Raw genomic sequence first — 23,309 nt, forward strand, 5'->3', positions numbered from 1 at the left:
GTGTTTCCTAAAATTTGATCGGGCTACTTCCGGGCGGTGACCAGCCAGTGAAAGATCCGCGTCTCGCTACCGTGGTCGGTGCGCAGGACGGAATCAATGCCGAGGCTAGCGAATCCACCGAACAGTTCATGCAGTTCCGCCGAGTTGAAGAAATGGGCGACCGCGTTGCCGGCGCAGGGCCCGCAATCCGGGTTTTCCCGCGTGCCGGGTTCGATTTCCACGCCGCTGTCGCTGCCCGTGGTCTGCTCGCCGAACAGCTTGCCGAAGAACAGTCCTCCGGGCTTCAGGCAGCGATGGATCTCGGCGATGGTGCGGCGAATCCCGGCCAGGGGGTTGGCATACAGGGCCGCGACCTCGATCACCGCGTCGAAGGCCCCGTCGGGCCAGGGCAGGGCAGCGAAGTTGCCCACCCGCAGATCGAGGTGCTCGCTGTCGGTCGGCAAGGATTCGGCTTCCAGGCGCTGGCGGGCCATGCGCAGGGCGGTCGCCGAGCAGTCGATGCCGGCGACGCGATAGCCTTCCCGGGCGAGGTACCACAGGTTCGGCCCCGGGCCGCAACCGATCTCGAGGACACGCAGTCCGTTGTGCGCCTGGCCGGCGAAGTTGCGCGCCATGAAGCGCACCAGTTCCTCCGGCGGATAGGCGCCCCACCCTCCCCGCGTGGCAAAGAGGTTTTCCCAGTAGCTTTTGGTGGAAGTGTCGATCTGCAAGGTATCCATCAGAGGTCGTAGAACTGGAATCGATTGGTGGCCACGGGCAGCCCGACATTCAGCATCCCGCCGCGGAGATCGTCATAGACCTGCGTATTCCAGACGGTTCCCCCCACCAGCGACGGGTAGACGCCCTCGGGCGCATAGGCTTTCTTAAAATTGAAGATGCCGTCATCGGGTGCCTGGCCGCCGCCGAGCAGAAAGTATTGACATCCGCATGCCTTCATCTCCTTGCAGATCTCGAACTTGAGCATCGGATTGGCCGCCAGAGGCAGCGCCTCGCGGAGCGTTCCGCCGAGGAAAGAATGGGAATAATCGGCGCAATGCAGGACCAGCTCGCAGGAAACGATTTTATCGCCGGCGACGGCGTAGATGAAACTGAACATCCCGGGCAGCAGTTCAGGCAGGCGGGCGAAAAATTCCTTCGGGAAGTAATAGAACTCGCTCGCCGCATTGCGCTCCATCGTCTGATAGTAGATGTCGAGGAAGTCGCCTAGGTGATCGCAATTCCCCTCGATGAAGCATTTGACCTCGTTGCGCGCGGCCTTGCGGATGTCCTTGCGCACCGAGGACTTGAAGCTCGCCTCGATCCCCTCCTGGGACGGCCGCAGATCCACCACAACGAAGCCGCCTACGTCGCGCAGCGAGCCAGCGGGCGGGTTCAGCCGCTGGTTGCCGATCACCGGGTGCAGGCGGTCGAAGCTGCAGAACACCCGCTGCTCGGCCATGTAGGCGGCCAGCCCACGGTGGAAGGCGGCGAGGCCCTCGGCGCCGGCCTCGCCGACTACCCCGCCGCGGCCGTACAGGCTGATCGTGTCGGCCAGCCCGGCGGCGGCCGGAAGGTCCACCAGAGTCTCCATCCGGCGCAGGACAAAGGGATATAGCAGCACCCCGCCGTCGTCATCGGCATAGGCCGCGCAGCGCACCCGATGGGCGACATCGAGGGTTTCCTGGCAAAGGCTGGCGAAGCCGGGCGAATAGAAAACGTCACGCGCCGCGCGGGGCAGCGCGGCGAACAGTTCGCCCCAGCGTCGGTCGCCGGGCTCCAGCACTTCAAAATTCATGGCTCAGGTCGGCTCTCAGATGGATTCCAGCATGGTCCAGGCGAGGGGAGTGTCAGCGGCCACATCCCTGACTAGACGTTTTCCGATCAGCATGTCGAGATGCTTGGGGGAGATCCCGTCGACGACTTTCTTGAACACTACGTCGGCCGCGCTCAGCTCACTGCCGGCGGACAGGTCACGGGCCGAAACGAGAAAGCGGCGGAAGGCTTTGCGCGCGTCCATCTCGCACGGCATGATGCGCTTGACCCCGTCGCCGAGGGCGCGCTGGACGTTGCGCAGAGCCTCGCAGTAGGTCTTCATCTCGGCCGGCTCAAGGGACGCCTGGTGATCCGGCCCAGGCATCCCGCGGTCGAGGGTCAAATGTTTCTCGAATATCCGCGCCCCCAACGCGACCGCGGCGCAGGCCGCCTCGACACCCTCGGTGTGGTCAGAAAAGCCGACCGGGAAACCGAAGGTGGCGGCCAGGTTGGGGATGGTGCTCAGGTTCATCTGCTCGAAGGGCGCGGGGTAGGACGACACGCAATGCAGGATGATGACCTCCCGGGTGGCAGAAGAGACCGCCTCCACCGCTTCCGCCAGCTCGGCCAGGGTGCAGGCCCCGGTCGAGAAGATGATCGGCAGGCCCATCGCCGACAACTGGCGCAGGAAAGGCAGGTTGGTCACGTCCTGGGAGGCGGTCTTCATCAGATCCACACCCAGGTCGAGGAGGAACTCGGCGCTGTCCGATTCGTCCGGGGTGGAGAAGAACAGGATACCCCGTGCGTCGCAGTATTCCTTGATCCGGCGGAAATCGGCGAAGGAGAGCTCGAGCCGCTTGATGGTATCGAACTCCGACTCGCTGGCGTCGGTCGCCCGCGCCTGGTACTCGGGCTTGACCGAGCGGGTGGTGCAGTAAACCTTCTCGGTGATCCAGGTCTGGAACTTGATGGCGTCACAGCCGCTGTCAATGGCGGCATCCACCAAGCGGAGGGCGGTGTCCACATCGCCGTTGTGATTGACCCCGGCCTCCGCGATGATGAACAGGCTGTCGTTGGCGCGGGCAAGCAGATCGGCGAACTTCATGATGGGGTAATTCCAGTTAGTGAATGCGGTGAAGGGCGTCGATCAGGCGGCCCGTGTCGTCGTCCGACAGGAACTCGCTGACCGGCAGCAGCAGGTGATCGCGAAGGAAGGCCTGCTCGGCGGGGAAGCCCGCCGCGTCCTCGCGGGGCACGAAATTCCATTTGTCGACCAGGATGGATGCCAGCACGTTGTCATCGAGCAGGCGGTGCTGCACCTCGTCGCGCCGCTGATCGGCCACGCTCACTGCGATCCCGAAGGGAACCACCTGGCTCGGCAACTCGTTCCAAAGGGGGCGGATGACAGGGTGTCCGGCCAGCGCCTGGTGTACACGGGCGCCATGCCGCCGACGCTGCCGGGCCGCCTCGGCGAAGGGGAAGCGGGCTTCGAGGCGGCGCGAGTCAGCACTCTGCCGACGCGGGCTCAGGTCGCGGTTGATGAACTCATAGTAGGTTTCGTAGCTGGCGCCGATCGGCGCCAGCTGCTCCGCGGCGCAGGCCACGGACGGCGCGTCGAACAGCCGGCGGCAGGCCGCTAGATGCTCCCCGTAGGCCTCGACCGTAGCGGCGGGCAAGGCCGGCAGGGCGGCCTCGTCGAGGGTCAGGTCCACTCGCGGGTTCAGGCTGGCCAGGATGGCACCGTCGCACACCGGAATGAACTTGTTCAGGGAGTACAGCGCCACGTCACCGAGCTCGCCCAGGGGCGTGCCGTCCTCGGTCCGCGTCAGCGGCGCGTGGGCGCAGTCGCTGACCACCAGGGCCCCGGCCTGGCGCAGCCGGGCGAGCAGGGAGGGGGCGGCGGAGGGATAGCCAAAATAATGCAGTAGCATGAACACCGGCGGCCCCGGAAGCTCGCCGAGCAGCTCGCCGACGTGGTCTTCGTCCGGCTGCAGGGCGCCGCCTAGACGATAGAAACGCAGCGCGAAACCGGCGGCGCGGAAGGGCTGGATGACCCCTTCGGCGACATAGCAGGGCAGCAGCACGGTCCGCGCATAGGTAGTGGGCAGCCGGTCGATCAGGTGGAACAGCGCGCTGCGCCCGGTGGCCAGACGGCAGCGCGAACTCGCCGCGGCCGGCAGCAGGACGCCTTCCGCGGCGGCGGTGCGCTCGGCATAGTCGGTGGCCAGGCGCAGCAGGGTCAGCACCGGGTGGTCCCGTCGTGGAAGTACTTGAGGATCAGCGCAGGAAAGTCCTGCACCTGATCGAGGCACTCCATCATCAGTCTGGCGCAGTCGCCGCGCTGATAGGGATTGGCCACCACCTGACGGCCGAAGGCCAGTGCCCGAGTGATCGCCCGGTGGATCTGGTCGGCCTCCGGCGCGCAGTCGAAGACCGATGCCGCGCGCAGACGGCCCTCCTGGCGGCGACCGATATTCACCGTCGGCGTGCGCAGGGAGGGGGCCTCGTAGAGGCCGCTGGAGGAGTTGCCAATGACCACGTCCACCTGGCCCAGGGCGCCCAGGTAGCGGCGCTGGCCGAGAGAGGTGAATACCTTGACCGTTGGCCGGCTCTCGCCGTACTGGCGCAGGCGCTCGATCAGCCCTCGCCCCTCGGTGTCAGCGTTGGGCAGGGTGATCAATACCCCGGCGTCATCGCCGTAGCGATCAAGGGCGGCAAGCAGCGCTTCGAGCTGGACCTGGGAGGGCACCGAATCGAGGGTCACCGGATGGAAGGTGACGAGGAAATTGCGCGCGCGGAAGCGGAAATCCAGTTCCGCTTCCAGGGTCGCCCGATCGGGGAACTCGCTGTGCAGCAGGTGATCAAGACCCGGGCTGCCGACGTCAAAGATGCGTTCCGGGTTTTCGCCCATCCGCGCCAGACGCTCCGCGGCGACGGCATTGGTGACGAAATGCAGCTGCGCCAGCTTGCTGATGCTGTGCCGCATGGCTTCGTCGAAAGCGCCGGCGGTGACGTCGCCGCCGCCGATATGGGCAATCGGGATGCGCAGAAACAAGGCTGCCTGGGCGGCGGCGAAAATCTCGAAGCGATCGCCGAGCACCACCAGCAGGTCCGGCTTCAACTGATTCAGGGCGTCGGCGAAGCCGAGGACGCCGAGGCCGGTCGCCTTGGCCACTCCGACCGCGGTGTCGCTGGAGAGCAGGGTTTCCACCCGCAGCGAGATCGGGAAGCCGTCGCTTTCGATGACATTGGCGGTCATGCCGAATTCCGGCGAGAGGTGCATCCCGGTGACCGCCACCTGGAGCTCGTAGTTCGGATTGCGCTGCAGTGCACGCATCAGGAAATACAGCAGACCGTAATCGGCCCGGCTGCCGGTGACGACACAGACCTTACGCGGCGGCGTCTGCATGTCAGTGTTCTCCCGTGGCCTTACCGCCGCGCTGGGCGCTGGCGTAGTCGTCGGGACGGCCGACGTCCAGCCAGTATTCATGGATCGGGAACATCGAGACCCGGTGAGCACGGCCGATCATGTCCTCGATTAGGTCAGGCATGTCGAGGCGGCGGGGCGGATGGGTATGCCGCACCACTTCCGGCGACACCACGTAGATTCCAGCATTGACGAAAAAGCGATGAACCGGCTTCTCGACAATCTTGCGCACCTTGGCGCCCTCCCCGTCGACCACGCCGAAGGGCACCTGCATTTCATACTCGCGGACGCAGACGGTCATCGCCGACTGCTGGGCGAGATGGAAGTCCATCAGCGCGTTGAAGTCCAGGTGGGTCAGCACGTCGCCGTTCATCACGATGATCGGCTCGGCATCGATCTCAGGGAGCAGGCCAAGGGCGCCACCGGTACCCAGCGGGGTGGTCTCCTCGACGTAGCGGATGGTCACACCCCAGCGCGAACCGTCGCCGAAATGGTTCTTAATCAATTCGGGCAGGTAATGGACCGAGATGTAGAAATGGCGGAAGCCGGCGGCGACGAAACTCTCCAGGATCGACTGGAGGATCGGCTTGCCGCCCACCGGCAGCATCGGCTTGGGGCAGTCGTCGGTCAGCGGCCGGAGCCGGGTACCGAAGCCACCGGCCATCAGGAATACCCAGTTGTCACGGACCGGAGCGGTGGTCAGTTGATGGTAGGTCTCCAGCCCGACGATTCTCCCGTCCGGGTCGACGATGGGCACATGGAGCAGGGAATGGTGCTCCATCTTGGCGCGGATGGACTCGCGCGGCTCACCGACCTGAGCGGTATGCGGATGGGGATTCATCACCTCGCTGATCCTGGCCTCCAGGTCGACCCGGCGGAGCAAGGCGCGGCGGATATCCCCGTCGGTCACCACACCAAGCAGGCGATCGGCCGCGTCGGCGACCATGACCAGGCGGATTCCCGCATCGTCGATGACCTTGAGCGCCTGGCTGACGGTCGCCTCGGAGGCGACAAGTGCGTCGCGCCATGTCTTCTGCATATTAAGCCCCTCCTTGGCCGGCGGTCCTGAGCGGTGGAGAGCTCGGCAGGTTTACCACGTGGTCGGCAAGGAATTCGGTCATCGGCAGGGGGCCGCGCGGCGCGTCGAGATACATCGCGGTCTGGTGCATCGGCGTCCACACCGGCCGCAGGCTGATACCTTTAGCGTTGGTCTCGATGAGCAGCGCGTCCCGCGTCGCCCGGTCGGTACAGACCACAGCGCACAACCAGTAGTTCGAGCGGGTGCCGGCCGGTTCGAGGCAGAACGTCAGCTCGCTGCCGCGAAGGAATTCCGCATACTCGGCGGCCAGCACCCGCTTGGCCTCGACGAAGCCCGGCAGGCGCTCGAGCTGGCCGCAGCCGAGCGCGGCGTTGATGTTGGGCATGCGGTAGTTGTAGCCCAGTTCGTCATGGATGAACTCCCACGGATGGGGGCGCTTGGCGGTGGTGGTCAGGTGGCGGGCGCGGGCGGCGAGTTGCGCGTCGCTGAATATCAGCGCGCCGCCGCCACCGGTGGTGACGATCTTATTGCCGTTGAAGCTGAACACCCCGACCCGGCCGGCGAGGCCCACATGACGCCCGTGGTACTGGCTGCCGAGGGCCTCGGCGGCGTCCTCCACCAGGGAGATACCCCATTTGTCGCAGACCGCTACCAGGCCGTCGAGGTCGACCGGATGGCCGAAGGTGTGCATCGGCACGCAGGCGCGGATTCGGCGGCCGCTGGCCCGGTGCACCGCGCCCTGCTCGTCGCGGCAGGCGACCTCCTCGAGCAGCACGTCCATCGCCCGCGGCGACAGGCCGAGGGTCTCCCGGTCTACGTCGGCGAACAGGGGCTGGGCGCCGCAATAAGCGATCGCGTTGCAGGTCGCGACGAAACTGAGGGACTGGGTCAGCACCAGGTCGCCCGGCTCGACCCCGACCAGACGCAGGGCCATATGCAGGCCGGCGGTGCCGTTGACCACCGAGACCGCCTTGACTGCACCGGTGTAGTGGGCGAACTCGTCCTCGAAGCGGTCCACATAGGCGCCGACGCTGGAGACGAAGGTGGAGTCCAGGCAGTCGAGTAGATACTTGCGCTCGCTGGCACCGAAGGTCGGCGCATGGAGGGGGATGCCCCCCTCGTTCCGATATCTGGAACGGATGAAGTCGATGAGTTGCGAGGTGCTGGGAGTCAAGGTGCCGGGCCCCGCGTCAGATGTTGTAGATGTCCGCTTTGTAGCGGCCTAGATTGGCCTGGTCGGAGAACCAGGCGACGGTCTTCTCAAGACCGCGGCGCAGGCCGTCGCGGCCACCGTGGGCCGGGCTCCAGCCGAACAACGCGTGGGCCTTGCGGTTGTCCGCCCACAACCGTTCGACTTCCGAGTTCGCGGGGCGCAGACGCTGCTCGTCGGTGGCGATAACGATCTCGGCGCCCATCACCTCGCTGATCAGGGCGACCGTGTCGCCGATGGAGATCTCGAAGTTGCTGCCGAAATTGACCACCTCGCCGAGACCGCCCTCGCCTTCCAGCGCAGCTATGAAGGCGGCCACTGTATCCTCGACGAAGTTGAAGTCGCGGGTCGGGGACACCGCACCCAACCGAATCTCGCGCATCCCCGATGCAATCTGGGTAATGATCGTAGGGATCACCGCACGCGCGGACTGGCGCGGGCCGTAGGTGTTGAACGGGCGGGCGATCACCACCGGAGTGGCGAAGGAGGCGTAGAAGGAATAGGCGATCTGGTCGGCGCCGATCTTGCTGGCCGAATAGGGCGACTGGCCCTGCAGCGGATGCTCCTCGGTGATGGGCACGAAACGTGCGGTGCCGTAGACCTCGCTGGTGGAGGTATGGACGACTCGGGCGACCCCCAGGTCGCGGGCCGCCTGTAGCACGTTCAGGGTGCCCTTGACGTTGGTATCGACGTAGGTGTCGGGGGAATGGTAGGAGTAGGGAATCGCGATCAGCGCCGCCAGGTGCAGCACCTTGTCGCAACCGCGCATCGCCTCGCGGACCCCGTTGGGATCGCGCACATCGCCGGCGAAGACCTCCAGATTGGCCTTGATCTCAGGCGCGGCCTGATCCAGCCAGCCCCACGAGTTAAACGAGTTGTACAGGACGAATGCACGAACCTGGTAACCCAGGCGGACCAGCGCTTCGGTCAGATGGGAGCCGATGAAGCCGTCGGCGCCGGTGACCAGGACCTTGGTTCGGGATAGGGTGCTGGTTGAATTCATAGGGCAGTCCACCGCCAGTCAGACAACATATTTTTGAAGAATCTCGCAGACCCGGCCCAGATCCTCAGCGCGGTGACCGCAGGAAATCGGCAGGCTCAGCTCGGTTGCGTGCAACTCGTCCGCCACAGGCCAGTCGCCGCCGAGGATGCCGACCATTGCCGCTTGCCGGTGGGGCGGGATCGGATAGTGGATTTCGGTCCTGACGCCCTGCTCTAGCAGCCAAGCGCGCAGGGCATCGCGATCGGGGTAACGCACAGCGAAGATGTGGAACACGTCGAACTCGTCGTCGCGCCGTCGCGGCAAGCTCAGCCAGTCGGGCAGGCCGGCGAAATACACCTCGGCCAGCCTCCGCTTGTGGGCGGTCATCTCGGTCAGGTGCCGTAGCTTGACGCGCAGCATCGCGGCCTGGATCTCGTCCAGCCGCGAATTGACACCGACATAACGGTTCACGTATTTCTGCTTCGAACCGTAGTTGCGCAGATGGCGCAGGTGGTCGGCCAGTGTGTCGTCATCGGTGACCACCGCGCCGGCATCGCCGATCGCCCCCAGGTTCTTGGTCGGATAGAAGCTGAAGCAGCCGGCGTCGCCAAAGGTGCCCGCCATGCGCTCGCCGAGGCGGGCACCGTGGGCCTGGGCGCAATCCTCGATCAGCCTGAGGCCGTGGGCTTCGGCAAACGCGCCGATCTCGTCCATCCGGCAACACTTGCCGAAGAGGTGGGTGACGCAGATTGCCCGGGTCCGCCCAGTGAGGGCCGCCGCCAGCCTGCGCGGGTCCATGTTGAAGGTTTCCAGTGCCGGCTCGACCAGCACCGGGCGATGCCCGGCGCGAAGGATGGCGAGGATCGTGGCGATATAGGTGTTCGATGCCACCAGAATATCGCTGCCGGGCGGCAGGGCAAGAGCCTCGATCGAGAGGATCAGGGCATCCAGCCCGTTGGCCACGCCGACGCAGTGGCGCGCGCCGACATAGGCGGCGAACTCATCCTCGAAGGACTTGACCTCCTCGCCAAGGACATACCAGCCGCCGCGGATCACCCGCCCAGCGGCGGCCTCGAGTTCATCGAGGTAGGCGGCGTTGGACTTGGCCAGGCTTTCGTATTCAATCATTCGCCGGTCGCTCGTAGGGAGTGTCGATGTATTCGCCGCGATTGTACGGATGGGAGGACATCACCAGCAGCACCGCATTGTCGGCGAAACTCATGGTGTGCCAGTCCTTGGGTTCCACCAGCAGACATTTGCTCGGGTGGTCGAGGACCAGGGTTTCTTCGGTCACCCCGTCGTTCATGTACATGGTGACCTTGCCGCTGACCGCGACCAATGCCTGCCGAGTGTAGGTATGCCGGTGTCCGCCGCGGGTCTGCCCATCCGCGCCGTAGATCCAGTAGCTCCGCACTACCTCGAAGGGCAGGGCCTTTTCCAGTACAGTCAAAGCCCCTCTCGTGTCGTCGTATGTTGGCAAGTTAAGGATTGCAAAATGGGACATATAGTTGTGATCGGATACGTTTGTATAAATTGGCGCGCATTTCGGACAAGATACGGCTACAAAAATACAGCACGTTCAAGTTCCACTTGGACTAAATCTTTTTCTCAACGAATACATTTAATGCCAAGCAGCAGCCGCAATTGAAGTGTCTTCCGATCACTAATCATTACCAAACAAGTCTCGCGAGTAGACTTTGTAGAGGACATCAGCCAGCGCAACGTCATTTCTGTTGGCGATGATGACGCCAACCTGTTTCTTGAAGGCTTCGAGATCGGCGACGACTTTAGCATTGTAGAACTCGCCATCCTTCAAAGCAGGCTCGCAGACGATCGCCTCGATACTTTTGGCCTTGATGCACTTCATGATGCCCTGGATACTCGAGGCGCGAAAGTCGTCCGAGTCGATCTTCAGGATCAGACGATAGACGCCGACCACTTTGGGTTTTCGCTTGAGGATCTCTTCGGCAATGAAGTCTTTACGCGTGGTATTGGCGTCGATGATGGCGTGAATGAGGTTTTGCGGGACATCGCGATAGTTGGCGAGGAGTTACTTAGTGTCCTTGGACAAGCAGTAGCCGCCGTAGCCAAAGCTCGGATTGCTGTAATGGACATCGATGCGCGGGCCGAGACACACGCCGTCGATGATCTGGCGGGCATCCAGCCCATGGCGGGCCGCATAGGTGTCCAGCTCGCTAAAGTAGGCAACGCGCATGGCCAAATAAGTGTTTGCGAAGTGCTTGATCGCCTCGGCCTCGTTGCTGTCGATGAAGAGGATAGTGATGCCCTATTTCACTGCCCCCCTGCTTGAGCAGATTGGCGAAGGTTTCGGCACGGCGAATTGTTCGTTCGCCGACGACACTGCGGCCAGGGTGTAAGTTGTCGTAGAGCGACCGGCCTTCGCGCAGGAATTCCGGCAAAAAGATCAGGTTTTGCGTGCCGAGGGTTTTACGAGTGCGGAGGGTATAGCCGACCGGAATCGTGGATGTGATGACCACCTCAATCGACTTCGTATTGAAGCAATTGGTCTCGGGGTCCTAGTCGGTGGGTGTGGCGATGATGACGTAGTCTGCGCCAGCGTAGGCTTCCTATTTATCGAGCGTTGCGCGGAAGTTGAGCAGCCTGTTCTTGAGGAAATCTTCCATCTCAGCATCCTCAATCGGCGATTCCTTGCGATTGAGCATTGCCCCGCCTCTTGGGGACGATGTCGGTGCAGACCGCTTCGCTGTGCTGCACCAGCAATACCCCGTTTGGCAGGCCAACATAACCGGCACCGGCAACGGCGATTTTCACTGTTGGCAGCCCTTTACTGGATTCATCTCAGCCTTCAAGGCCTCGACTTCGGCTTGAAGCGCCTCATACTCCGCCACTTTCCGCATTAAAAACTCCGCCGTCAGCTTTGACTTTCCGCCTCCCCAGCAGGGGTCAGCAAATATGCATAGCACAGCCTGTTCTTGCTCTGGCTGAAATTCAGCATCTTGACAAAACCCTTCTCAACCAGCGCCTGGAAGCAGAAATTGATCGTGCCGAGCCCCACATCCAGCCCCCTCTCCAGAGCGAACTGACTGACTTGGGGCGCCTGGTGTAGACGACGCAGAACTTCGAACAGGATTTCCTCTTGAAAACCAGATAGTTTCTGCAGCGGGGACACTAGACTCAAGGTGATTTAAGCACGCTACCGCCATGCCGTTTCACGATCAGCAAGCGCGGTCAGTGGATTTTAGCAGGGACCCGGAGCAATAAAGTGAAGTGCGGCAAAGGGCGCTGCCGCAAGCTCGATGGACAAACAGTATTGTGCCACACCGTCATGACTTTGAGGAAGGCTCTTGCCAAACGAGCAATAGCAATACGGGCTAGCTCGCCTTGCGCAAACTCGCCGGTGCGACACGCACAGCCACGGGCTTGCTCAGAATCTCGATCAGCACCATGACCCGACGCTCGCCGTCAGACATTTGGTAGACGCCTTCGATACCGGCAAACGGTACTTCTGTGAGGAGCACGCGTTCCCCCCGCCTGAACAAGCGCTCGGGTTCAGCCTTGACCGACGCTTCCTGTGTTCGCAACAGTTCGATCAGGCCATCGCCCACCCGAGCAGGCTCGATCCCGAAACTGACCAGGCGACTGACGCCCTTAGTGGAACGGATCGGCGCCCAACTCTTGGCCGTACCGTCCATGCCCAGCCGGATGAACAGGTAGCGCGGAAACAGGGGCTCGTCTGCAACCGTAAGCACCCCCTGACGGAGCTTTTCTGAGGGGAGGGTTGGAAGGTAGCACTGATAACCCTGCTGATGGAGGTTGTCCAGGGCGCACTTTTCCTGCCTAGGCTTGGTATGAACGAGATACCAGTGCATCGCCACCTCCGGAGGTTATCTTTATTGTTAGTATTTTATCCCTTGGTATTGCAGCGCGGCAATGTGACATTTCTATAGTTCATCACATCCGTGCTTCCTATTCGGTGGCGTTTTCTCCCGGCGCCAATGTTTCGCTGCCTGCGCTTGATGGTCAAGGGGACAAAGGTCACGGCGCGGCCCTGACTTTGGTATTCCCGCGAGGGCCCGCCACCGATATCTCGTTCTTGCATCGTTACCGGGCTCTCTGGGTCATACCAGCACCTGGTAACGCTTGCAGTTTTTCTTTTGCGTGCAGATCGACAACATGCGCTAACCGTCAGGGGCTTAGAGGAATCCCGCCAGCAGCGCCGGGATCTCGTTGTACCGGTCACGGGTCGTGCCGCGCTTGCGATGCACAATGATGGCGTCACCCGCCTCCCATTGCGCCACCGAGATGATAGGCTGGCGTTGGCCTTTGAAGACCTCGCCCTTATGCATGATCTCACCCAGGTACAAACGGTTGCGCAGCAGCTTGAACAGGTACTGCTGATCAATGATCCGACCGTGGTGAAGCTTTCCGGCCTGGATCTCCCAGGAGTTGGTGGTGTGGCCTTCAACCTAGAGCCCCCGTACCAGACGAGACACTGATCCGCGTTCTGCGCAAGGGGTGAAGATCTCGCGCACCAGCGCCACTTCTCTTTCGTTAACGATGAGCGTGCGATCTTTGATCGTCATAACCACAAAGGTGGCACTCCACCCATCCACATGCCCTTGGCCTTGCTGGCGGCGATCTTGTTGCGGATGCGCCCCCGTGACCTCACGCTCGAATTGGGAAAAGGAGAGCAGGATGTTGAGCGTCAGACGCCCCACCGAGGCGATGGCGTTGAACTGCTGGATCACGGACACGAACGAGACTCTGTACCGATCGAACACTTCCACCAGTCGCGCGAAGCCCGGTAGGCTACGCGCGAGGCGGTCGATTTTGTAGACCACAACGATGTCGATCTTTCCGTCCTCAATGTCAGCCATCAATCGGCACTGCGCCGGCAGCTCCATATTGCCACCAGAGAAGCCGCCATTGCCATATCCATCGGCAACAGCGACCCAACCTTCATGGTGCTGAAAGGATTTTGAAATGGCCGGTAAAAACCGGCATGTAGTGAAGCGTGACTATGGCTGGGCCGTGCGTGGCGCAGGCAATCAGCGAGACACCTCGCATCACCGCCCCCAGCCCGAGGCCGAATGGTCCGCCCGTGACATCGCCATTAACCAACGTAGCGAGGTCTTGATTCATAGCGAGAACAGCCGCATCCGCGAGTGCAACAGTTACGGCAACGACCCGCACCCACCCAAGGGCTGACGATCGCTGCCATGCGGCTATCGGTTCGACTATTGGGACAGGCTGTTCATACGTCGAACCCGATACAGCACATCGATGGCAAGCGCCTGTCACGAAAGGGTTTCTTCGTGTGCTTGGCTGGCGAAGTTCTGGCCGTTTTTTTGAGAACAGAGACCAGAAAAGAGTCAAACTGGGCTGGTCGACAGGCGCTTTCTGGTTAGCGCGACACTGCCTGTGGCACACGCAACATCGGCGGAATCCCCGCACAGCAGGGGAAAGCCCAGATGTGAAAAAGCCCAACCGATAAGGGCTGGGCTTTGAAAGTGGTGGAGCGGATGAGGATCGAACTCACGACCTTCGCATTGCGAACGCGACGCTCTCCCAGCTGAGCTACCGCCCCAAAATGAGCGGCCGATTATAGCGACTTCGCCCCGGTTGTCAAAGCGAAGCCCCTTTGCCACCAACCAACCGCTTCAGGTTTCGTCCTTGTCCGCACCGGCACCGCAGGCAGCGCGGCCGAGGCGGTCGTGGATGGCGGACCAAGCAGAGCCGGTCGGCGGTGTCTCGATCAGCAGTTGGGCGACCCCCAGGCCATCGAGGCGACGCAGGGCGGCGTAGAGGTCGTGGGCGTAGGCATCGGGAGTCGCAGGCGCAGAGACCCACGCAACACCTTCTGGCAAACCCACGGGCGCAGCGCAAGACCACGCATAGACCGCCATCGGCTGACCGCCTGCGCGCAAAACCTCGGCCTGCAACGCCGCCGAGCCGACCAGGGTCAGCCTTGTGCGGGGGGCGTAGTGGGCCGCCAGGGCGCCGGAGACCCGGGGCACGTCGGCATCGCGCAGGTGCTCAGGCAGCGCCAAAGGCACACCCATCACCGCTTCCAGCTGGTCGGGGCGGATGTGGCCGGGGCGCAGCAGGCGCGGTTGGCCCGAGGATAGGTCGACGATGGTGGACTCGATGCCCACGGGGCACTCGCCACCGTCGAGAATCATCGCCACCCGGTCGCCCAGCTCTTCCTGGACGTGGCGGGCGGCAGTGGGGCTGATGCGGCCGAAACGGTTGGCCGACGGGCCGGCCACGCCGCCGCTGCCGCCAGCCGCGGCAAAGGCCCGGAGCAGCGCCAAGGCCACCGGATGCCCGGGGACGCGCAGGCCCACGGTGTCCTGCCCGCCAGTGACCGCATCGGGCACCCAAGATTGGCGCTTGAGGATGAGAGTCAGGGGGCCGGGCCAGAAGTATTCGGCCAGCTCCCAGGCCACCGCCGGAATGTCCTGGGCCCAGTTTTCCATGGCCTGGGAACAGGGCAGATGCACGATGACCGGGTGATCCGCCGGCCGGCCCTTGGCGGCGAATATCTTGGCCACTGCCGCCGCATTAGCTGCGTCCGCGCCGAGGCCGTAGACGGTCTCGGTGGGAAAGGCCACCAACTCGCCAGCCTTGAGCAACGCCACCGCCCGCGCCAAATCGGCATCGGAAACGGTGGCGGGCAATGTTGCTGACGACGGGGACTGGGCGGCGTCGGTCATGGCGGGTTCCGGGACTCAGTCCTGGATGCCGATGGCGGCGCGGGCCGCCTGGGCAAGGATCAGGGCGCGGGCCGGATCGGCGTCGATCACGGTGAAGTGCCCCATCTTGCGACCATGACGGGCGTGGTGCTTGCCGTAGAGGTGCAGCTTGAGGTTGGGCACGGCGTACAACTTGGCCCAGTCGGGTTCCCGGTAGCGCTCGTTGCCGTCGGCATCCTTCTCGAACCAGATGTCGCCGAGCAGGTTCACCATCACCGCCGCCGAGTGGGCGCGGGACTCGCCCAGGGGCAGGCCGCACAGGGCGCGCACCTGCTGTTCGAACTGGTCGGTGACGCAAGCGTCCAGGGTGTAGTGGCCGCTGTTGTGAGGGCGCGGCGCCATCTCGTTGACATACAACTGGCCGCGGGAGACGAAGAACTCCACCCCCAGGGTGCCGATGTAGCCAAGCTTGTCGGCGATGCGCTCGGCCACTTCCTGAGCGCTGTCGGCGGTGCAGGCCGAGGCCCGGGCCGGGACGATGGAAATGTCGAGGATGCCCTTACGGTGGATATTCTCGGCCGTGGGGAAGCAGCGGGTGGCACCGCGCTCATCCCGGGCCAACACCACCGAGACTTCGTAATCCAGGTGCAGCTTCTGCTCTAGGACGCAGATCTCGCCCTTGAATGCCTGGAAAGCGGCGATGGCTTCTTCCCGGCTGTTCACCACTGCCTGGCCCTTGCCGTCGTAGCCGAAGCGGGCGACCTTGAGAATGCCCGGAAACAGGTGGGCGCCGACCTTGGCGGTATCGCGCAGGTCATCCTCGTTGGCGATGGCGGCGAAGGCGGCGTGGGGAATGCCGTTGTCGCGCAGGAAGGATTTTTCCGCAACCCGGTTCTGGCAAATCGCCACGGCGCCGGCATGGGGCCGCACCGGGACGAACTTGGCCAGGTAGTCCAGGGTATCCGCCGGCACGTTCTCGAACTCGGTGGTCACCGCGGCGCAGCCCTGGGCGAACTGATCCAGGGCTGCGTAGTCGTCGTAGGCGGCCTGCAGGTGGCAGTCGGCGATCTTGCCCGCCGGGCTGTTGGCGTCCGGGTCCAGGACCCACACCTGGTAGCCCACCTCGTGGGCGGCGGCGACGAAGAAGCGGCCGAGCTGGCCGCCCCCCAGCATGCCCAGGGTGGCGGGCGGCAGGATCGGGGTGATGGCGTCGCTCACGATCACACTTCCGGCAGCTTCATGGCCAGAACCTTGCTGCTCTGGGCATGGCGGAAGGCCGCCAGCTTGGCGGCCAGCGCGGCGTCCTGGGTGGCCAGCTGGGCCACGGCGAACAGGGCGGCATTGGCGGCACCAGCCTCGCCGATGGCGAAGGTGGCGACCGGGATGCCCTTGGGCATCTGCACGATGGAGTAGAGCGAATCCTGGCCGGACAGATGCTTGGACGGCACCGGCACGCCCAGCACCGGGACGATGGTCTTGGACGCCAGCATGCCCGGCAAGTGGGCGGCGCCGCCAGCCCCGGCGATGATCGCCTTCAGCCCCCGCTCGCCGGCGGTGGCGGCGTAGTCGAACAGCAGGTCCGGGGTGCGGTGGGCGGAAACCACGCGGGCCTCGAAGGGCACGCCGAATTCCTTGAGCATGACGGCGGCGGCCTGCATCACCGGCCAGTCCGAATCCGAGCCCATGACGATGCCCACCAGGGGATGCTTGTCGGTCATTGTGTGTCCTTGTGTGCTGAGGGCAGGTTACTTGGCGGCGGCCCGTTCGGCCGATTCCAGGGTGTTGGCGAGCAGCATGGTGATGGTCATCGGCCCGACGCCGCCAGGCACCGGGGTGATGGCACCGGCCACCTCTTTGACCGAATCGAAATCCACGTCGCCGCACAGCTTGCCGCCCTGCTCCGCCGGCAAGCGGTTGATGCCCACGTCGATGACCACGGCGCCGGGCTTGACCATGTCGCCGGTGACGAAACGGGGACGGCCCACCGCCGCCACCAGGATGTCGGCGCGGCGGGTGTGGAAGCCCAGGTCGGCGGTCTGGGAATGGCACACGGTGACGGTACAGCCGGCGTGCAGCAGCAGCATGGCCATGGGCTTGCCGACGATGTTGGAGCGGCCGATCACCACGGCCTCCTTGCCCTTCAGCGAGCCGCCGGCTTCTTCCAGCAGCTTCATCACGCCATAGGGCGTGCAGGGCAGGAAGCGCGGGTTGCCTTGCATCAGGGCACCCACATTCTCGGCGTGGAAGCCGTCCACGTCCTTTTCCGGGGAGATGGCTTCGAGCACTTCGTCCTCGTCGAACTGGCGCGGCAGGGGCAACTGCACCAGGATGCCGTGGATGGCCGGATCGGCGTTGAGTTCGGCGATCTTGGCCAGCACCTCGGCCGGCGCCACGTCGGCGGGGTAGTCGAGCTTGACCGAATGGAAACCGGCCTCGGCGCAGGCATTAACCTTGTTGCGCACGTAGACCTGGGAGGCGGGGTTCTCGCCCACCAGGATCACCGCCAGCCCGGGGCGGGTGCTCTGGGCGGCCAGGGCCTCGGCCCGGGCCTTGAAGTCGGCGCGCAGTTTCTTGGCCAGCGCGTTACCGTCGAGGAGTTTCGCCGTCATGGTCGTATCCGGAAAAGCAAAAACGGACACGGGGGCCGTGTCCGATCATGGTGTGCAAGGTCTGTTCGGGCGAATTTTACCCCACTTTTCCCCTTGACTCCCGGCCAGCGGCAAACGGCGGAATCTCCCCGCATTGCAGGACTATCCCCTCTTCGGCCAGGGCCGCCGGCACCCAGTCGCCGCCCCCGGGGGCCCAGCAGGTCAGCGCGGACACGGCCACCACGCCCTTGATCGTCTTCAGCGGCAACGGCCAAGCCAGGTCCAGGCGCAGGCAGCGGGCCTGCGGATAGCGGTGGCGGGCAAGAAGCCAGCCCGGGCCGGCGCAAATTAGCCCCAGGCGCCGGTCGCCGCTGCGCTGCAAGCGCCAGGCCCCCAGCCCTTCCACATGATTGGCCAGGGCCACCGCCCGGGCCGCCGCTGCCTCGGGCTGGGGAACGGCCGGCGGCAGGCCGGCGAGCAGCGCCGCGACCTGCTCCAGCGCCAGGCATGCGCCACCCACGCCGGCCAGGGCCAGGCACACCGGGGTGGTGAACTCCTCGGACAAGGCCAGCGCCTGGGGCAGCAGGCGCACCGCCTCGGCAGCGTCGGCCGGCACGAACACCGGGAACGGCAGCCGCCCCAGCCGCTCCGACGGGCCGCACACCACCAGCAGGCGCCCGCCCAGGCCGCCTTCGGCGTGGGCGGCCAAGGTCGGCGCGAGCCGGTCGTAATCGGCCCCGTGCAGCACCAGCGCCCGGACCGCCTCGCGCTCATCGACGAAGGCGTGCAGACCGGCCGGACTCGGCGGGCAATCCAGCGCCACCTCGATGGCCAGCTTCAGGCGGCGGACGGCCTCGGCCAAATCCGGCCATTTCGGTAGCGCCGGCAAGGAGATCGTCGGGTCATCGGGGCAATCGTCGGGCATGGCGCAAAGCATTTGATAAACAAGGAAAAACCAGGAACGGCGCGGCTTTCCAGGAAAAAACCCGGCCAACCCGGAGAGTGGCGTAAAAACGCGGGCAAAGCCAGGCCTGGCGGTTATTGCAGCGCAATATTGCGTATCGCAAAAAATCATCTTACGATGCGAAATTGTGCGGCGCGGGACATGATCCCCGAATCACGTATTACGCTGTGTCGCGTACCTTTCCTGCGGAAGCGCTCGCCGGGAAGCGCCCGAGACACTCCGACGACATTTTCGCCCCCGCACCGGATCGGCATCCGTTTTCTTCGGTCGAAGCAAACGCCGCCAACAGCGATGGCGCCGATCCGGTGCTGACATAAATCAGGAGACGAACCATGGCAGAGACGCCCGAGAACAATCCTTTGGCGGACGTGGACCCCCGGGAAACCCAGGAATGGCTGGACGCCCTCGGGGCAGTGGTGGAAAAGGAAGGGGCGGAACGGGCCCATTACCTGATCGAACGGTTGATCGACGGTGCCCGCGACGAGGGCGTGGATCTGCCCTATAGCGCCAACACTGGCTACTACAACACCATTCCGGTCAGCCAGCAGCCCCACTACCCGGGCAACCCGGATCTGGAAGAAAAGATCCGCACCTACATTCGCTGGAACGCCATGGCCATGGTGGTGCGCGCCAACAAGCACACCAACGTGGGCGGCCACATCGCCTCCTTCGCCTCCAGCGCCGTGCTCTACGACGTGGGCTTCAACTGGTTCTGGAACGCCCCCAGCGAAAACCACGGCGGCGACCTGATCTTCTTCCAGGGCCACTCGGTCCCCGGTGTCTATGCCCGCGCCTTCATGCTCGGCCGTCTGACCGAAGCGCAGATGGACAGCTTCCGCCAGGAAGTGGACGGCAAGGGCATTTCGTCCTACCCGCACCCCTGGCTGATGCCGGACTTCTGGCAGTTCCCCACCGTATCCATGGGCCTGGGGCCGATCCAGGCCATCTACCAGGCCCGTTTCATGAAGTACATGGAAAGCCGGGGCCTGGCCAAGACCGACAACCGCAAGGTGTGGGCCTTCCTCGGCGACGGCGAGATCGACGAGCCCGAATCCATGGGCGCCATCGGCATGGCCGGCCGGGAAAAGCTGAACAACCTGATCTTCGTGGTGAACTGCAACCTGCAGCGCCTCGACGGCCCGGTGCGCGGCAACGGCAAGATCATCCAGGAGCTGGAGTCCGACTTCCGCGGCGCCGGCTGGAACGTCATCAAAGTGGTCTGGGGCACCCACTGGGACACCCTGTTCGCCCGCGACAAGAAGGGCATCCTCAAGAAGCGCATGATGGAATGCGTCGACGGGGAATATCAGACCTTCAAGGCCAAGAACGGCGCCTACGTGCGCGAGCATTTCTTCAACACCCCGGAGTTGAAGGAGCTGGTGGCCGACTGGACCGACGACGACGTCTGGAATCTCAACCGCGGCGGCCTGGACATGTTCAAGGTATTCGCCGCCTTCAAGGCTGCCTCCGACTCCAAGAGCCAGCCCACCGTCATCCTGGCCAAGACCATCAAGGGCTTCGGCATGGGCGACGCCGGCGAGGCCATGAACATCTCGCACCAGGCCAAGAAGATGGGTACCGAGGCGCTCAAGCGCATGCGTGACCGCTTCAACCTGCCGGTGCCGGACGACAAGATCGAGGAAGTCCCCTACCTGACCTTCCCCGAAGGCTCCCCCGAACTGACCTACATGCGCGAACGGCGCCAGGCCCTGGGCGGCTACCTGCCGGTGCGCCGGCAGAAGGCCGATCCCCTGCCCGCTCCGCCGCTGTCCGCCTTCGAAGGCCTGCTCAAGGCGTCCGGCGAAGGCCGCGAGTTCTCCACCACCATGGCCTTCGTGCGCATCCTCAACACCCTGTTGAAGGACAAGACCCTGGGCCGCCGCGTGGTACCGATCGTCCCGGACGAATCGCGCACCTTCGGCATGGAGGGCATGTTCCGCCAGTACGGCATCTGGAACCAGGAAGGCCAGAAGTACGTTCCCGAAGACCATGACCAGCTCATGTTCTACAAGGAGTCGAAGGACGGCCAGATCCTTCAGGAAGGCATCAACGAGCTGGGCGCCATGGCCGACTGGGTCGCCGCAGGCACCAGCTACAGCACCCACGGGGTGCAGATGATCCCCTTCTACATCTTCTACTCGATGTTCGGCCTGCAGCGCACCATGGACCTGTGCTGGGCGGCCGCCGACCAGCGCACCCGGGGCTTCCTGCTCGGGGGCACCTCGGGCCGCACCACCCTCAACGGCGAGGGCCTGCAACACGAGGACGGCCATAGCCATGTGCTCTCCGCGGTGATCCCCAACTGCGTCTCCTACGACCCGACCTTCTCCTACGAAGTGGCGGTGATCGTCCAGGACGGCCTGCGCCGCATGGTGCAGGAGCAGGAGGACGTCTATTACTACGTCACCGTGCTCAACGAGAACTACGAGCACCCGGAGATGCCCGAAGGCAGCCAGCAGGACATCCTCAAGGGCATGTACCAGCTGAAGAAGGGCCAGGCCTCCGACGCCCCCCGCGTCCAGCTGCTGGGCGCCGGCTCGATCCTGCGCGAAGTGATGGCCGCCGCCGAGCTGCTGCGCCAGGACTGGGGCGTGGAAGCCGATCTGTGGTCCTGCCCGTCCTTCACCGAACTGGCCCGCGACGGCCAGGCGGTGGAACGCTGGAACCTGCTCCACCCGCTGGAAAAGCCGCGTGTCACCCACGTCGAGAAATGCCTGGCCGACACCCGCGGCCCGGTCATCGCCTCCACCGACTATGTGCGGCTGGTGGCCGAGCAGATCCGCCCCTACGTGGATCGCCGCTACGTGGTGCTCGGCACCGACGGCTTCGGCCGTTCCGACACCCGGGAAAAGCTGCGCCACTTCTTCGAGGTGGACCGCCACTGGGTCGCCGTCGCCGCGCTGAAGGCCCTGGCCGACGAAGGCACCATCGAGCGCGACAAGGTCGCCGCCGCCATCCACAAGTACGGCCTCGATCCCGAGAAGCCGAATCCCATGTCCGTTTAAGGGGAGCCACGGAACATGAGTCAAATCATCGAAGTGAAGGTCCCGGATATCGGCGACTTCAAGGACGTGCCGGTCATCGAGGTGTTCGTCAAACCCGGCGACAGCGTCAACGCCGAGGACGCCCTGATCAGCCTGGAATCCGACAAGGCCACCATGGACGTCCCCTCCCCCGCCGCCGGCGTGGTCAAGGAGATCAAGATCAAGGTCGGCGACAAGGTCAGCGAAGGCAGCCTGGTGCTGCTGCTGGAAGCCAGCGCAACGGCCAGCACGGCCGCCGCGCCTGCGCCCGCAGTGGCGCCGGCTCCGGTCCAGGCTCCTGCCCCCGTGGCCGCCGCTCCGGCCCCGGCGCCTGCCGCCGCCCCCGCCACCGCGGGCGGCCTGGTGGACGTGAAGGTACCGGACATCGGCGACTTCAAGGACGTGCCGATCATCGAGGTGTTCGTCAAACCCGGCGACACCGTCAAGGCCGAGGACCCGCTGATCAGCCTGGAATCCGACAAGGCCACCATGGACGTGCCCGCCCCCACCGCCGGCGTGGTCAAGGAACTGAAGGTCAAGTTCGGCGACAAGGTCAGCGAAGGCACCCTGATCCTGGTGCTGGAAGCGGCGGGAAGCGCCACCCCGGCCGCTGCTGCGGCGCCGGCGCCTGCCCCGAGCACGGCCCCGGCAACCGCGCCCGTCGCGCCCAGCGCCCCGGTGGCAGCCGCCCCTGCCCCCAGCCCGGCCGCCCCCTTGCCCGCCCTGGGCGGCAAGGTGCACGCCAGCCCGTCGGTGCGCGCCTTCGCGCGGGAGCTGGGGGTGGACCTGACCAAGGTCGCCGCCAGCGGTCCCAAGGGCCGCATCCTGACCGAGGACGTGAAGGCCTTCATCAAGGGGGTCATGAGCACCGGCGCCGTGCCCGGTGCGGCCACCGCAGCCGGCGGCGGCATCACCGGTGGCGGAACCCTGGACCTGCTGCCCTGGCCCAAGGTGGACTTCGCCAAGTTCGGCCCCATCGAAACCCAGCCCCTGTCGCGCATCAAGAAGATTTCCGGTGCCAACCTGGCACGCAACTGGGTGATGATCCCGGCCGTGACCTACCACGAGGATGCCGACATCACCGACTTGGAAGCCTTCCGCGTCGCCCTCAACAAGGAGAACGAGAAGGCCGGCCTCAAGCTGACCATGCTCGCCTTCATCATCAAGGCCTGCGTCAAGGCACTGCAGCAGTTCCCGCTGCTGAACAGCTCCCTGGACGGCGACAACCTGGTGCTGAAGCAGTACTACCACATCGGTTTTGCTGCCGACACGCCCAACGGGCTGGTGGTGCCGGTGCTCAAGGACGCCGACAAGAAGGGCATCTTCGAGATCGCCAAGGAAACCGGCGAACTGGCCAAGGCCGCCCGGGACGGCAAGCTCAAGCCCGCCGACATGCAGGGCGCCAGCTTCACCATCTCGTCGGTGGGCGGCATCGGCGGCACGGCGTTCAGCCCCATCGTCAATGCGCCGGAAGTGGCCATCCTGGGCGTTTCCAAGAGCACCATGAAGCCGGTGTGGAACGGCAAGGAATTCGTGCCGCGGCTGATCGTGCCCCTGTCCTTGTCCGCCGACCACCGCGTCATCGACGGCGCCCTGGCGACCCGCTTCAACGCCGAACTGGCCAAGCTGCTGGCGGACTTCCGCCGGGTCATGCTGTAAGGGGAACGC

At 64.5% G+C, this 23,309-nt stretch carries 25 protein-coding genes and 1 tRNA gene; 3 read left to right on the plus strand and 23 right to left on the minus strand.

Annotated features, from left to right (window positions below; genetic code table 11):
• Positions 1 to 23 precede the first annotated feature (23 nt).
• The 17 genes from V7Z98_RS02835 to V7Z98_RS02905 form a co-directional block, all read right to left on the minus strand.
• A complete protein-coding gene (locus V7Z98_RS02835) occupies positions 24 to 719 on the minus strand; it encodes a class I SAM-dependent methyltransferase (protein ID WP_334156913.1) in 696 nt (231 codons plus the stop codon).
• Positions 719 to 1,774, minus strand: a complete 1,056-nt coding sequence (locus V7Z98_RS02840) for a GNAT family N-acetyltransferase (protein ID WP_334156914.1) — start codon at positions 1,772 to 1,774, stop codon at positions 719 to 721. Before V7Z98_RS02840 ends, V7Z98_RS02835 begins: the two co-directional genes overlap by 1 nt.
• A 15-nt stretch (positions 1,775 to 1,789) precedes the next feature.
• Positions 1,790 to 2,836: an N-acetylneuraminate synthase family protein gene (locus V7Z98_RS02845; RefSeq protein ID WP_334156915.1), complete on the minus strand. Its 1,047-nt coding sequence runs from the start codon at positions 2,834 to 2,836 to the stop codon at positions 1,790 to 1,792.
• Between the two features lie 16 nt (positions 2,837 to 2,852).
• Positions 2,853 to 3,977, minus strand: coding sequence for a hypothetical protein (locus V7Z98_RS02850; protein WP_334156916.1), 1,125 nt, complete (start codon positions 3,975 to 3,977; stop codon positions 2,853 to 2,855).
• The gene (neuC, locus tag V7Z98_RS02855) at positions 3,971 to 5,140 is read right to left on the minus strand and encodes a UDP-N-acetylglucosamine 2-epimerase (RefSeq protein ID WP_334156917.1); all 1,170 of its coding nucleotides are present in this window, start codon (positions 5,138 to 5,140) and stop codon (positions 3,971 to 3,973) included. Before neuC ends, V7Z98_RS02850 begins: the two co-directional genes overlap by 7 nt.
• 1 nt (position 5,141) lies before the next feature.
• On the minus strand, positions 5,142 to 6,197 hold the full coding sequence (locus V7Z98_RS02860) for a nucleotidyltransferase family protein (RefSeq protein WP_334156918.1): 1,056 nt from the start codon (positions 6,195 to 6,197) through the stop codon (positions 5,142 to 5,144).
• A 1-nt stretch (position 6,198) separates the two neighbouring features.
• On the minus strand, positions 6,199 to 7,371 hold the full coding sequence (locus V7Z98_RS02865; protein WP_334156919.1) for a LegC family aminotransferase: 1,173 nt from the start codon (positions 7,369 to 7,371) through the stop codon (positions 6,199 to 6,201).
• 16 nt (positions 7,372 to 7,387) lie between these two features.
• Positions 7,388 to 8,410 carry an NAD-dependent 4,6-dehydratase LegB gene (locus V7Z98_RS02870; RefSeq protein ID WP_334156920.1) on the minus strand — a complete coding sequence of 341 codons (1,023 nt, stop codon included), beginning with the start codon at positions 8,408 to 8,410 and terminating at the stop codon, positions 7,388 to 7,390.
• Between the two features lie 18 nt (positions 8,411 to 8,428).
• The gene (locus tag V7Z98_RS02875; RefSeq protein WP_334156921.1) at positions 8,429 to 9,517 is read right to left on the minus strand and encodes a DegT/DnrJ/EryC1/StrS family aminotransferase; all 1,089 of its coding nucleotides are present in this window, start codon (positions 9,515 to 9,517) and stop codon (positions 8,429 to 8,431) included.
• On the minus strand, positions 9,510 to 9,893 hold the full coding sequence (locus V7Z98_RS02880) for a sugar 3,4-ketoisomerase (RefSeq protein WP_334156922.1): 384 nt from the start codon (positions 9,891 to 9,893) through the stop codon (positions 9,510 to 9,512). The genes V7Z98_RS02875 and V7Z98_RS02880 overlap by 8 nt, the downstream gene beginning before the upstream one ends.
• A 159-nt stretch (positions 9,894 to 10,052) precedes the next feature.
• The gene (locus V7Z98_RS17825; RefSeq protein WP_442951800.1) at positions 10,053 to 10,328 is read right to left on the minus strand and encodes a hypothetical protein; all 276 of its coding nucleotides are present in this window, start codon (positions 10,326 to 10,328) and stop codon (positions 10,053 to 10,055) included.
• Between the two features lie 111 nt (positions 10,329 to 10,439).
• The gene (locus tag V7Z98_RS17830; RefSeq protein ID WP_442951801.1) at positions 10,440 to 10,604 is read right to left on the minus strand and encodes a hypothetical protein; all 165 of its coding nucleotides are present in this window, start codon (positions 10,602 to 10,604) and stop codon (positions 10,440 to 10,442) included.
• Positions 10,585 to 10,887 carry a hypothetical protein gene (locus V7Z98_RS17835; RefSeq protein ID WP_442951802.1) on the minus strand — a complete coding sequence of 101 codons (303 nt, stop codon included), beginning with the start codon at positions 10,885 to 10,887 and terminating at the stop codon, positions 10,585 to 10,587. The genes V7Z98_RS17830 and V7Z98_RS17835 overlap by 20 nt, the downstream gene beginning before the upstream one ends.
• A 395-nt stretch (positions 10,888 to 11,282) precedes the next feature.
• Positions 11,283 to 11,540, minus strand: a complete 258-nt coding sequence (locus V7Z98_RS02890) for a hypothetical protein (RefSeq protein WP_334156923.1) — start codon at positions 11,538 to 11,540, stop codon at positions 11,283 to 11,285.
• Between the two features lie 202 nt (positions 11,541 to 11,742).
• Positions 11,743 to 12,240, minus strand: coding sequence for a transcription/translation regulatory transformer protein RfaH (rfaH, locus tag V7Z98_RS02895; protein WP_334156924.1), 498 nt, complete (start codon positions 12,238 to 12,240; stop codon positions 11,743 to 11,745).
• Between the two features lie 324 nt (positions 12,241 to 12,564).
• Positions 12,565 to 12,717 carry a hypothetical protein gene (locus V7Z98_RS02900; protein WP_334156925.1) on the minus strand — a complete coding sequence of 51 codons (153 nt, stop codon included), beginning with the start codon at positions 12,715 to 12,717 and terminating at the stop codon, positions 12,565 to 12,567.
• A gap of 120 nt (positions 12,718 to 12,837) precedes the next feature.
• Complete coding sequence (locus V7Z98_RS02905) at positions 12,838 to 13,356, minus strand: recombinase family protein (RefSeq protein WP_334156950.1); 519 nt, start codon at positions 13,354 to 13,356, stop codon at positions 12,838 to 12,840.
• Here V7Z98_RS02905 and V7Z98_RS02910 point away from each other — a divergent pair.
• The gene (locus V7Z98_RS02910) at positions 13,355 to 13,579 is read left to right on the plus strand and encodes a DUF2188 domain-containing protein (protein WP_334156926.1); all 225 of its coding nucleotides are present in this window, start codon (positions 13,355 to 13,357) and stop codon (positions 13,577 to 13,579) included. The two genes, V7Z98_RS02905 and V7Z98_RS02910, sit on opposite strands and share 2 nt — an antisense overlap.
• 303 nt (positions 13,580 to 13,882) lie before the next feature.
• Here V7Z98_RS02910 and V7Z98_RS02915 read toward each other — a convergent pair.
• The 6 genes from V7Z98_RS02915 to V7Z98_RS02940 form a co-directional block, all read right to left on the minus strand.
• Positions 13,883 to 13,958, minus strand: a tRNA-Ala gene (locus V7Z98_RS02915).
• A gap of 73 nt (positions 13,959 to 14,031) precedes the next feature.
• Positions 14,032 to 15,087, minus strand: coding sequence for an L-threonylcarbamoyladenylate synthase (locus tag V7Z98_RS02920; protein WP_334156927.1), 1,056 nt, complete (start codon positions 15,085 to 15,087; stop codon positions 14,032 to 14,034).
• A gap of 15 nt (positions 15,088 to 15,102) precedes the next feature.
• Positions 15,103 to 16,284 (minus strand): 5-(carboxyamino)imidazole ribonucleotide synthase, encoded by a 1,182-nt coding sequence (locus V7Z98_RS02925; RefSeq protein ID WP_442951803.1) that lies wholly within the window; start codon positions 16,282 to 16,284, stop codon positions 15,103 to 15,105.
• A 2-nt stretch (positions 16,285 to 16,286) separates the two neighbouring features.
• Positions 16,287 to 16,784 (minus strand): 5-(carboxyamino)imidazole ribonucleotide mutase, encoded by a 498-nt coding sequence (gene purE / locus V7Z98_RS02930; protein WP_293266367.1) that lies wholly within the window; start codon positions 16,782 to 16,784, stop codon positions 16,287 to 16,289.
• A 27-nt stretch (positions 16,785 to 16,811) separates the two neighbouring features.
• A complete protein-coding gene (gene folD, locus V7Z98_RS02935; RefSeq protein WP_334156929.1) occupies positions 16,812 to 17,675 on the minus strand; it encodes a bifunctional methylenetetrahydrofolate dehydrogenase/methenyltetrahydrofolate cyclohydrolase FolD in 864 nt (287 codons plus the stop codon).
• Positions 17,676 to 17,751: 76 nt separating this feature from the next.
• Positions 17,752 to 18,516, minus strand: a complete 765-nt coding sequence (locus tag V7Z98_RS02940; RefSeq protein ID WP_334156930.1) for a hypothetical protein — start codon at positions 18,514 to 18,516, stop codon at positions 17,752 to 17,754.
• Positions 18,517 to 18,950: 434 nt separating this feature from the next.
• Between V7Z98_RS02940 and aceE the strand changes: the two genes are divergently transcribed.
• Together aceE and aceF are read left to right on the plus strand one after the other, a co-directional pair.
• Complete coding sequence (gene aceE / locus V7Z98_RS02945; RefSeq protein ID WP_293266373.1) at positions 18,951 to 21,623, plus strand: pyruvate dehydrogenase (acetyl-transferring), homodimeric type; 2,673 nt, start codon at positions 18,951 to 18,953, stop codon at positions 21,621 to 21,623.
• Between the two features lie 15 nt (positions 21,624 to 21,638).
• Positions 21,639 to 23,300, plus strand: a complete 1,662-nt coding sequence (aceF, locus tag V7Z98_RS02950; RefSeq protein WP_334156931.1) for a dihydrolipoyllysine-residue acetyltransferase — start codon at positions 21,639 to 21,641, stop codon at positions 23,298 to 23,300.
• The last annotated feature ends 9 nt before the right edge of the window (positions 23,301 to 23,309 follow it).

The sequence above is a fragment of the Oryzomicrobium sp. genome (assembly GCF_036820405.1).
Lineage (GTDB): Bacteria > Pseudomonadota > Gammaproteobacteria > Burkholderiales > Rhodocyclaceae > Oryzomicrobium.

Excerpts from the sequence above, each read along its gene's own strand:
- V7Z98_RS02835 (WP_334156913.1), bottom strand. The coding sequence starts at position 719 with ATGGATACCTTGCAGATCGACACTTCCACCAAAAGCTACTGGGAAAAC.
- V7Z98_RS02840 (WP_334156914.1), bottom strand. The coding sequence starts at position 1,774 with ATGAATTTTGAAGTGCTGGAGCCCGGCGACCGACGCTGGGGCGAACTG.
- V7Z98_RS02845 (WP_334156915.1), bottom strand. The coding sequence starts at position 2,836 with ATGAAGTTCGCCGATCTGCTTGCCCGCGCCAACGACAGCCTGTTCATC.
- neuC (WP_334156917.1), bottom strand. The coding sequence starts at position 5,140 with ATGCAGACGCCGCCGCGTAAGGTCTGTGTCGTCACCGGCAGCCGGGCC.
- V7Z98_RS02860 (WP_334156918.1), bottom strand. The coding sequence starts at position 6,197 with ATGCAGAAGACATGGCGCGACGCACTTGTCGCCTCCGAGGCGACCGTC.
- V7Z98_RS02870 (WP_334156920.1), bottom strand. The coding sequence starts at position 8,410 with ATGAATTCAACCAGCACCCTATCCCGAACCAAGGTCCTGGTCACCGGC.
- V7Z98_RS02875 (WP_334156921.1), bottom strand. The coding sequence starts at position 9,517 with ATGATTGAATACGAAAGCCTGGCCAAGTCCAACGCCGCCTACCTCGAT.
- V7Z98_RS02880 (WP_334156922.1), bottom strand. The coding sequence starts at position 9,893 with ATGTCCCATTTTGCAATCCTTAACTTGCCAACATACGACGACACGAGA.
- V7Z98_RS17830 (WP_442951801.1), bottom strand. The coding sequence starts at position 10,604 with ATGCGCGTTGCCTACTTTAGCGAGCTGGACACCTATGCGGCCCGCCAT.
- rfaH (WP_334156924.1), bottom strand. The coding sequence starts at position 12,240 with ATGCACTGGTATCTCGTTCATACCAAGCCTAGGCAGGAAAAGTGCGCC.
- V7Z98_RS02900 (WP_334156925.1), bottom strand. The coding sequence starts at position 12,717 with ATGCATAAGGGCGAGGTCTTCAAAGGCCAACGCCAGCCTATCATCTCG.
- V7Z98_RS02910 (WP_334156926.1), top strand. The coding sequence starts at position 13,355 with ATGGCCGGTAAAAACCGGCATGTAGTGAAGCGTGACTATGGCTGGGCC.
- V7Z98_RS02920 (WP_334156927.1), bottom strand. The coding sequence starts at position 15,087 with ATGACCGACGCCGCCCAGTCCCCGTCGTCAGCAACATTGCCCGCCACC.
- purE (WP_293266367.1), bottom strand. The coding sequence starts at position 16,784 with ATGACCGACAAGCATCCCCTGGTGGGCATCGTCATGGGCTCGGATTCG.
- folD (WP_334156929.1), bottom strand. The coding sequence starts at position 17,675 with ATGACGGCGAAACTCCTCGACGGTAACGCGCTGGCCAAGAAACTGCGC.
- aceE (WP_293266373.1), top strand. The coding sequence starts at position 18,951 with ATGGCAGAGACGCCCGAGAACAATCCTTTGGCGGACGTGGACCCCCGG.
- aceF (WP_334156931.1), top strand. The coding sequence starts at position 21,639 with ATGAGTCAAATCATCGAAGTGAAGGTCCCGGATATCGGCGACTTCAAG.